Here is a 9,072-nt window from a genome sequence, read left to right on the forward strand (position 1 = left end):
TGCAGCGAGGCGAACAGCTCCTGGCTGCACGAGGAGACCCTGCTGCAGCGCCGCATCCTCGACGACCTGCAGGTCCTCGCCCTCGCCGAGGCGGGCGACCTGCAATACCACCGGGTCCCGGTCGACCTCGCCGAGCTGGTCACCACCGCCGCCACCGCCCACCGCGCGGTCGCCGCCGAGGCCGGCATCGAGCTCACCGTCGACGCCCCGCACCCGGTCGACGCGGTCGCCGACCCCGACCGCCTGCGTCAGGTCCTCGGCAACCTGCTCAGCAACGCCGTCCGCTACACCGACAGCGGCGGCACGGTGTCGGTGCACGTCTTCGCGGCCGGTGCCGACGCCGTCCTCACCGTCCGCGACACCGGCGTGGGCATGAGCGCCGACGACGTCCGCCGGGTCTTCGACCGCTTCTGGCGCGCCGACCCGGCCCGCCAGCGCGCCACCGGCGGCACCGGCCTGGGCCTGACCATCGCCCACCAGATCGTCACCGACCACGGCGGGCGCATCGAGGTGGCGTCCCGGCCGCACCTGGGGACAACTTTCACCGTACGCATCCCGCGCCGCCCCGCGTGACCGGCGGTTTCGTTGCCGCGTCACGTGGTATCCGGGCCCCGCGCACAGCATGCGGAAGGAGCGGGGATGGATGTCTCCCGGGGGTGGCACGACGCCCTGGCACGCCTGGTGGCCGACGACCGGCTGGCCCAGGGCGACGAGTTCCCGGCGGTGGTCGCCGGGGCGGCGGCGCCACTGGGAGTCGACGTCCGCCTCTACGCCGTCGACCAGCAGCAGCGGACGCTCCGGCCGGTGCTGTGGGACGGTGCGCATCTGCCGGTGGACACCACGGCGGCGGGCCGGGCGTACATGCACGTGCAGGCGGTGCCGGTCCCGGGCCCCCGGCTGTGGATGCCGCTGCTCGACGGGGTGGAACGGCTCGGCGTCCTCGAGATCGTGGCCCGCGACCCGGCCGTCGACCTCGACGACCCGGCCTTCCGCGCCGGCTGCGACCTGTTCTCCCAGCTCACCGGCCACCTGTACGCGGTGAAGGTCCCGTACGGCGACACCCTCAAGCAGGCCCGCCGCACCCGGGGCATGTCCGAGGCCGCCGAGCTGCTCTGGCGGCTGCTGCCCCCGCTGACGTTCGCGTCTAAGCGGGTGGTGATCGCCGCCATCCTGGAACCCTGCTACGAGGTCGGGGGCGACGGCTTCGACTACGCCGTCGACGGCGACACGGCCTTCTTCGCCGTGTTCGACAGCGTGGGGCACACCCTGCGCTCCGGGCTGGGCACCACGACGGTGCTGGCGGCGGTCCGCGCGGCCCGCGCCGCCGGTGCCGGGCTGCCGGACCTGGCCCGGGCGGCGGACGAGGCGCTGGTCCGGCACCTGCCGGAGATGGGCTTCACCACCGCGGTCCTGGGCACCCTCGACCTGGCGACCGGGCGGCTGCGCTACCTCAACGCCGGGCATCCCGCCCCGATGATCCTGCGCAACGGCGCGGTCGTCGGCCGGCTGGACCGGGGGCGGCGGCTGCCGCTCGGCCTGACCGACGAGCAGGCCGAGCCCGCCGAGGAGCGGCTGGAGCCCGGCGACCGGCTGCTGCTGTTCACCGACGGCGTCACGGACTCCCGCGCCGCCGGCGGCGAGCTGTTCGGCGAGGACCGGCTGGCCGGCCTGGTCCGGCAGCACACCGCCGCCGGCCTGCCCGCCCCGGAGACGCTGCGCCGGCTGTGCCACGCCACCCTCGACCATTACGACGGCCCCCCGGCCGACGACGCCACGATGCTCTACCTCGAGTGGTCCCCGGAAGCCGCCGACCGGGTCACACCCTGAGCGCCCCGCCGTGACGGGAGTCACCTGTATCGATTTCCCCGGAGCGGGTAGGCCACGTCATGTCGCTCAGGCTGCCCGCATTGACCGTGGCGCTTCTCGTCCTCACCCTGGTGACCGGCGCGGGGTCGCCGCCCGCCGCGTCGCCGGCCGATCCGGCGCGGCAGCCCGGTGCGCTCGACGCCGTGTCCCGGCAGCCCGGCACGCTGAGCGAGGCGCAGCGCGGGCAGGCCATGGCCCACCGGGCGAGGCTGACGCCGGCGGACCGCGGGCGCCTCGACGCCGTGCTGGCCGGGGCGGCGCCGGCCGAGGCGCCCTATGCCGCCCGGGCCTTCGCCGCGGGGCACTCGGTGGCGGAGGTCACCGCCTTCGCCGCGCTCATCGCCGGCCGCGACCGGTACTGGCTGCGGGCGCACCTGCGCCCGATCGACCCGGCGGGCCTGCGGTACACCGATATCAGCCAGTACGACGACACCACCTGCGGGCCGACCACGATCGTGGCAGCCCGGGCACTGGTGGACCCGGTGTACGCCCTCTGGCTCACCACCGCCGGGCGGCCGGACAGCGCCGAGGAGCGCGGCGAGCGGCAGGCGCGCCGGTTGCGTACGGAGGAACAGCGCGTCCACGACGAAGCCGACGTGCTCTGGCCCCAGGTCGCCGGCACTCCGCCGTGGGGCGTCAGTGAGCTGATGAGCAACGACCCGGCGGGGCTGGGCGCCCGCTACCGGTGGTTCCCGGCCCTGCCGCTGCTCGGCGGCGTGCTGTTCCGGCGGGCTGTCGTGGCGGCGGAGCGGGGCTATCCGGTGCCGCTGCTGATCGGCGACGCGGTGCCGCGCCACTACGTGCTGCTGCTGGGGCGTGACACCTTCTACGAGCCGACCCGGGGCGCGGTCGTGGTGCTCGGCGACCGGGAGCTGCGGCGGCGGGACTTCGGCGCGCTCGGCTGGCCCCGGCTGCTGGGGGTGGCGCTGCCGGGTTCTGTCGTACCCGGCCGGTAGGTTCTCGGCGTGAGCGCGAACATCGACGAGTTCTACCGGGACGTCGCCACCATTGCGCTGCGGGTGGGGGAGAAGCACGGGTTCGTGCTCGGCGGCGGGGTGGCGTGGCTGGTCAACGGTCTCGTGCGGCGCCCGACCGAGGACATCGACCTGTTCACCGACACGGCCGGCGCGGTGGAGGCCGCGGCGGCGGACGTGACCGGGGCGCTCACCGCCGCCGGCTACCAGGTGTTCCGGGAGGTCGGCGACGAGATGTTCGCGGGCATGGACGAGGACCTGCGGGAGTATCACGTCGCCGACGGCCGCAAGGCGCTGCGGCTCACCCTGACCCGGCTCGACCGGCGCCGGGCTCCCGTGGTCATGGACGTCGGGCCGGTCATGCACCTCGACGACCTGGTCGCCTCCAAGGTGTCGGCGCTGGTCAACCGGCGCGAGGTCCGCGACTACATCGACGTGGCGGCGGCGCTCGAGCGCTACGGGCTCGACCGCGTGCTCGAGCTGGCCCGGTCGCTCGACGACAGCCTGGTGGACGAGGACGTCGCCGACGCGGGACGCTATCTGGACCGGCTCGACGACGCCCGGTTCGCCGTCTACGGGCTGTCCGCCGCCGACGTGGCCCGGCTGCGCGAGCGCCTGGCCGCCTGGCCGCGCTGAGTCCGCGCGCCGGCCTCACGTCCGCACCGCCCACGAGCCGCGCGGCGGGCTTGCACCCGCGCCGCCCAGGCGAGCGCCCGGCGGGCTTGCGTCCGCGCCGCCCACGCCAGCCGCGCGGCGGGCTTGCGTCCGTGCTGCTCACGGGCGCGCGGCGGGCTTCCGTCCGCGCTGCTCGGGAGGCATGCTTCGGGCATGGAGAGCTTGTTCGAGGCGGTGGGCGGCGACGCGGGCCTGCGACGGCTCGCGGAGGCCTGGCACCGCCGGATGCTGGCCGACGAGGTCGCGGCGCACCCGTTCCAGCGCGACATCCACCCGCAGCACACCGAGCGCCTGGCCGCCTACTGGGGCGAGGCGCTCGGCGGGCCGCCCGTCTACAGCGAGCGGTTCGGCGGCGAGACCCGCGTGGTGCGCATCCACAGCGGCAACGGCGAGCACGACGACATGAACCGCCGCGCGATCGCCTGCTTCGACCAGGCCCTCGGCGACGCCGGGGTGCCGGCCCACGCCCGGGGGCCGCTGCACGACTACTTCGCCTGGGCGACCACCACGACGATGTACCGCTACCGGGACTCGGCCGCCGACGTCCCTCCGGGCCTGGCCGTCCCGCACTGGTCCTGGAACGGCCGGGCCGGGTGAGAGTTACAGGTCGACCTTGCGCCAGCCCTGGTTGACCGACCCGTCACAGGTGAACTGCATGACCGCCGCGCCGACCGAGGTGCTCGCCCGGTCGATGCCCAGGCACTTGCCGCTGTTGACGTTGCGGATCTCGTAGATGTCGGCCGGCAGGTTCAGCGAGCGCAGGATGATCCACTGCTGGTTCAGCGCGCCCAGGCCGGCCGGCGCCTGGATCGCCGAGGCTCCGGCCGCGGTGCTGGCGAAGTCGATCCCCATCCGCAGGCTGCTGTTCCCGGCCAGCAGGTGGTAGTTGCCCGACACGAGCCGCTGCTCGCGCCAGTTCTGCGAGCTCTTGAGGTCGCCGCCCGACCGGACGATCACGTCCTGCACCAGCCTGGCGTAGCTTGCGGTGGTGTCGCCGGGCGGCTGGATGAACAGTCCGGACTTGTAGTTCTGGAAGCCGTACCGGCCGTCGCCGGGCGTCCGGGCGAGGCCGGCTCCGGTTCCGGCGAGAATTGTCAGCACCCCCGTCAGGACTGCCGCGAACAAGCGTGTCGCGCGCATTGTGCTTCCCTCCTGTGTACGTGCAGCCAGGTTCACACCTGCCGGGAAGCCGAGCTGTCCAGTGGGTGACGCTCGCCGGTCGTATTGTGTGCAGCCGTGACGGGCTTGGAGCGAAGGATGCTGGTGCGCGACGGGGTGACCCTGTCGTCCTTGATCGGCGGGGAGGGCCCGCCCGTCGTGCTGCTGCACGGGCTGGCGGGCAGCGCCGCGGAGTTCGCGCCGACCGCCCGCGCGCTGTTGCCGGATCATCGGGTCGTCGTGCTCGACCAGCGGGGGCACGGGCACAGCACCCGCCGGCCCGGGGACCTGTCGCGGGAGGCGTTCGTCGCCGACACCGTACGGGTGATCGAGCACCTCGGTGGCCCGGTGACGCTGGTGGGGCAGTCGATGGGCGGGCACACGGCCCTGCTGACCGCGGCGTGGCACCCGGGGCTGGTCGAGCGGCTGATCCTGGTCGAGGCGGGGGTCGGGGGCACGGACGATCCGGAGGCCGCCCGGAAGCTGGAGGAGTTCTTCGCCGGGTGGCCGGTGCCGTTCGCGAGCCGGGCGGCGGCCGCGGAGCACCTGGGCGGGACGCCGATCGCGCACGCCTGGGCCGCCGACCTCGACGACGGGGGCCGGCCCCGCTTCGACGCCGACGTCATGGCCGCTGCCATCGCGCCGGTGCTCGCGGAGGCCCGCTGGGACGAGTGGGCGTCGATCACCGCGGACATCCTGCTCGTACGTGGGGAATCGGGCATCATCCCGCAGGCGGAAGTGGATCGCATGCTCCGGCTGCGCCCGGCCGCCCGGCACGTGCTGGTCCCGGACGCGGGTCATGACCTGCACCTGGACCGGCCGGCGGCCTGGCACGAGATTCTGCGCCGGAGCCTCGCGCGCCGGGAAGGATCGGCAACCGATCGGCAACCGGGACCGTCCCGATCGGCAACCCGCCGGTCGGATCTTGGTCAGTGCGAGGCCAGCGAGACAGCAGGAAGGCTCCCGACATGACCCTCAGGATCGGCTCCACCATCGCCGTGTTCGCCGCCGTGATCGGCCTCGCCGGTAGCGTCGTGGCACCGCTCTACGCCGCCTTCAGCGGATAGTCAACCTCACAGCAAGGTCCCTTCCGGGCCCGGAGGCGCTCCCGCCTCCGGGCCCGGTGCTGTGAACGCCATAGACTGGTCAAATCATGAATCTGACCGACCGCCTGCCCGGCACCGCGGACCCCGACGCCGTCTTCGACGCCTTCCAGACCTGGGTCGGTGAGCAGGGCCTGACGCTCTATCCCCACCAGGAGGAGGCCCTCATCGAGGTCGCCACCGGGGCGAACGTCATCCTCACCACCCCCACCGGCTCCGGCAAGAGCCTCGTCGCGACCGGCGCGCACTTCGCGGCGCTGGCCGACAAGCGGACGACGTTCTACACCGCGCCGATCAAGGCGCTGGTGTCGGAGAAGTTCTTCGCCCTCTGCGCGATCTTCGGCGCGCACAACGTGGGCATGCTCACCGGCGACGCCAACGTCAACTCGGACGCGCCGATCATCTGCTGCACGGCGGAGATCCTGGCGAACCTGGCGCTGCGCGAGGGCAAGGACGCCGACGTCGGCCAGGTCGTGATGGACGAGTTCCACTTCTACAGCGAGCCCGACCGCGGCTGGGCGTGGCAGGTGCCGCTGATCGAGCTGCCGCAGGCGCAGTTCATCCTCATGTCCGCGACGCTCGGCGACACGTCGCGCTTCGTCGAGGACCTCACGCGGCGCACCGGGCGGTCCACCGCGGTGGTCGACAACGCCGAGCGGCCGGTCCCGCTCCTCTTCTCGTACGCGATGACGCCCCTGCACGAGACGATCGAGGAGCTGCTCACGACCCACATGGCGCCGGTCTACATCGTGCACTTCACGCAGGCCGCCGCCCTGGAGCGCGCGCAGGCGCTGATGAGCATCAACATGGCGACCCGCGCGGAGAAGGACGCGATCGCCGCGGCGCTGGGCAACTTCCGGTTCAGCGCGGGCTTCGGGCGTACGCTGTCGCGCCTGATCCGCCATGGCATCGGCGTGCACCACGCCGGGATGCTGCCGAAGTACCGCCGGCTCGTCGAGACGCTCGCCCAGGCCGGCCTGCTCAAGGTCATCTGCGGCACGGACACGCTCGGCGTCGGGATCAATGTCCCCATCCGCACGGTGCTGTTCACCAGCCTGTCGAAGTACGACGGGGTGCGTACCCGGCTGCTCAAGGCCCGCGAGTTCCACCAGATCGCCGGGCGCGCCGGCCGGGCGGGCTTCGACACGCTGGGCACGGTCATCGTGCAGGCTCCCGAGCACGTCATCGACAACGAACGCGCGCTGGCCAAGGCCGGTGACGACCCGAAGAAGCGCCGCAAGGTCGTCCGCAAGAAGCCCCCGGAGGGCACGGTCGGCTACGGGCAGCCCACGTTCGACCGGCTCGTCGAGGCCGCCCCCGAGCCGCTGACCTCGTCGTTCCAGGTGTCGCACGCGATGCTGCTCAACGTCATCGCGCGTGGCGGCAACCCCTTCGAGTCGATGCGCCACCTGCTCACCGACAACCACGAGGAGCCGGCCGCCCAGCGCCGCCACATCCGCCGCGCCATCGCCATCGCCCGCGCCCTGCTCGCCGGCGGCGTGATCGAGCAGGTCGACGGCACGTACCGGCTGGTGGAGGACCTGCAGCTCGACTTCGCGCTCAACCAGGCCCTGTCGCCCTTCGCCCTGGCCAGCCTGGAGCTGCTCGACAAGGAGTCGCCCGACTACCCGCTCGACGTCGTGTCGGTCATCGAGAGCACCCTCGAGGATCCGCGGCAGGTGCTCAGCGCCCAGCAGTTCAAGGCCAAGGGCGAGGCGGTCAACGCCATGAAGGCCGAGGGCATCGAGTACGACCAGCGCATGGAGCTCCTCGAGGAGGTCACCTACCCCAAGCCGCTCGCCGAGCTGCTCGACGCCGCGTACGAGACCTACCGCCGCGGGCACCCCTGGGTCGCCGACTACGAGCTCAAGCCCAAGAGCGTCGTCCGCGACATGTACGAGCGGGCGATGACCTTCACCGAGTACGTCTCCTTCTACGGCCTGTCCCGCTCCGAGGGGCTCGTGCTGCGCTACCTCGCGGACGCGTACCGGGCGCTGCGCCAGACCGTCCCCGAGGACGCCCGCACCGAGGAGCTGACCGACCTGCTGGAATGGCTCGGCGAGCTGGTCCGCCAGGTCGACTCCAGCCTGCTCGACGAGTGGGAGCGCCTGCGCAACCCCGGTGCGACCCCCGAGGAGGTACGCCCCCTCGACGACAAGCCGCCGGCGGTCACCCGCAACGTGCGCGCGTTCCGGGTGCTCGTGCGCAACGCCATGTTCCGCCGCGTCGAGCTGTTCGCCCTGCGCCGCCCGGACCAGCTCGCCGAGCTCGACGCCGAGTCCGGCTGGACGGCCGAGCGCTGGTCGGAGGCGATGGAGGACTACTACGCCGAGTACCCGGTGGTGGGCACCGGCCCGGCCGCCCGCGGCCCGGCGTTCCTGCACCTCGACCAGGGCGCCGACGTGTGGAAGGTGCGCCAGGTCTTCGAGGACCCCGAGGGCGACCACGACTGGGGCATCGACGCCGAGGTCGACCTGGCCGCCAGCGACGAGCTGGGCGCGGCGTCCATCCGCATCGTGGCGGTGGGCCCGCACTGATCCGGACGGCTCCGGCCGCCGCGCTCTCACATCGCCGGATCCGCACTGATCCGGACGGCTCCGGCCGCCGCGCTCTCACATCGCCGGATCCGCACCCGGGCCCGGCTAGCGTCCGCCGGCATGAGAGCTGTGCAATTCGAGTCCTACGGCCCGCCGGACGTCGTCCACCTCGCCGAGCTCCCCGAGCCGCACGCCGGCCCCGGCACGATCCGCATCGCCGTGCGCGCCTCGGGGCTGTCCGCGGGCGACGCGCGGATCCGGAGCGGGGAGCTGCGTGACGTGGTGCCGGCGGCGTTCCCGTACCGGACGGGGTTCGACGCCGCCGGAGTGGTCGACGAGGCCGGCGATGTGCCGGGGGTGCGGATCGGCGACGAGGTCTTCGGCTGGACGACGCCGGAGGGCCGCACCGCCAACGCCGACTTCGCGGTGCTGACCGCCTGGGCCCCCAAGCCGTCCACGTGGAGCTGGGCCGCGTCCGGTGGTGCCGCCGGTGCTGTCGAGACGGCCACCCGCGTGCTCGACCGGCTCGCGATCGCCCCGGGCCGGACCGTCCTGGTGCAGGGCGCAGCCGGGGGAGTGGGCACGGTCACCGTGCAACTCGCCCGCGCCCGCGGCGCCACCGTCATCGGTACGGCCTCCGAGCCGAACCACGACTTCCTGCGGACGCTCGGCGTCCACCCGGCGACGTACGGCCCCGGACTGCCCGGCCGTGTCCGGGCGTTCGGCGTGGACGCGGTGGTCGACTGTGCCGGGGGCGCC

Annotated in this window: 9 protein-coding genes; 8 read left to right on the top strand and 1 reads right to left on the bottom strand. The window is 73.5% G+C overall.

All coding sequences use genetic code 11. The annotated features are described in order from the left end of the window. The 5 genes from RBH18_RS41300 to RBH18_RS41320 all read left to right on the top strand — a co-directional run. Positions 1 to 573, top strand: a 573-nt coding sequence (locus RBH18_RS41300; protein ID WP_306215970.1) for a sensor histidine kinase, incomplete at its 5' end; no start/stop codon positions are given. Positions 574 to 639: 66 nt separating this feature from the next. Further along, on the top strand, positions 640 to 1,827 hold the full coding sequence (locus RBH18_RS41305; protein ID WP_306215971.1) for a PP2C family protein-serine/threonine phosphatase: 1,188 nt from the start codon (positions 640 to 642) through the stop codon (positions 1,825 to 1,827). 80 nt (positions 1,828 to 1,907) lie between these two features. Beyond that, on the top strand, positions 1,908 to 2,822 hold the full coding sequence (locus tag RBH18_RS41310; protein ID WP_306215972.1) for a hypothetical protein: 915 nt from the start codon (positions 1,908 to 1,910) through the stop codon (positions 2,820 to 2,822). Between the two features lie 9 nt (positions 2,823 to 2,831). Next, complete coding sequence (locus RBH18_RS41315; RefSeq protein WP_306215973.1) at positions 2,832 to 3,476, top strand: nucleotidyl transferase AbiEii/AbiGii toxin family protein; 645 nt, start codon at positions 2,832 to 2,834, stop codon at positions 3,474 to 3,476. Positions 3,477 to 3,668: 192 nt separating this feature from the next. Beyond that, the gene (locus RBH18_RS41320; protein ID WP_306215974.1) at positions 3,669 to 4,112 is read left to right on the top strand and encodes a globin domain-containing protein; all 444 of its coding nucleotides are present in this window, start codon (positions 3,669 to 3,671) and stop codon (positions 4,110 to 4,112) included. A 3-nt stretch (positions 4,113 to 4,115) separates the two neighbouring features. On the opposite strand, the gene RBH18_RS41325 is transcribed toward RBH18_RS41320, so the two are convergent. Beyond that, positions 4,116 to 4,655 (bottom strand): RICIN domain-containing protein, encoded by a 540-nt coding sequence (locus RBH18_RS41325; RefSeq protein ID WP_306215975.1) that lies wholly within the window; start codon positions 4,653 to 4,655, stop codon positions 4,116 to 4,118. 105 nt (positions 4,656 to 4,760) lie between these two features. Between RBH18_RS41325 and RBH18_RS41330 the strand changes: the two genes are divergently transcribed. From RBH18_RS41330 to RBH18_RS41340, 3 genes are all read left to right on the top strand, one after another. Continuing rightward, positions 4,761 to 5,645 (top strand): alpha/beta fold hydrolase, encoded by an 885-nt coding sequence (locus RBH18_RS41330; protein WP_306215978.1) that lies wholly within the window; start codon positions 4,761 to 4,763, stop codon positions 5,643 to 5,645. 181 nt (positions 5,646 to 5,826) lie between these two features. Beyond that, a complete protein-coding gene (locus RBH18_RS41335; RefSeq protein WP_306215976.1) occupies positions 5,827 to 8,313 on the top strand; it encodes a DEAD/DEAH box helicase in 2,487 nt (828 codons plus the stop codon). A 120-nt stretch (positions 8,314 to 8,433) separates the two neighbouring features. Further along, a partial coding sequence (locus tag RBH18_RS41340) for an NADP-dependent oxidoreductase (RefSeq protein WP_306215977.1) occupies positions 8,434 to 9,072 on the top strand: 639 nt, incomplete at its 3' end.

The organism is Actinoplanes oryzae (genome assembly GCF_030757795.1).
In the GTDB taxonomy this organism is placed as follows: Bacteria; Actinomycetota; Actinomycetes; order Mycobacteriales; family Micromonosporaceae; genus Actinoplanes.

Excerpts from the sequence above, each read along its gene's own strand:
- RBH18_RS41305 (WP_306215971.1), top strand. The coding sequence starts at position 640 with ATGGATGTCTCCCGGGGGTGGCACGACGCCCTGGCACGCCTGGTGGCC.
- RBH18_RS41320 (WP_306215974.1), top strand. The coding sequence starts at position 3,669 with ATGGAGAGCTTGTTCGAGGCGGTGGGCGGCGACGCGGGCCTGCGACGG.
- RBH18_RS41325 (WP_306215975.1), bottom strand. The coding sequence starts at position 4,655 with ATGCGCGCGACACGCTTGTTCGCGGCAGTCCTGACGGGGGTGCTGACA.
- RBH18_RS41335 (WP_306215976.1), top strand. The coding sequence starts at position 5,827 with ATGAATCTGACCGACCGCCTGCCCGGCACCGCGGACCCCGACGCCGTC.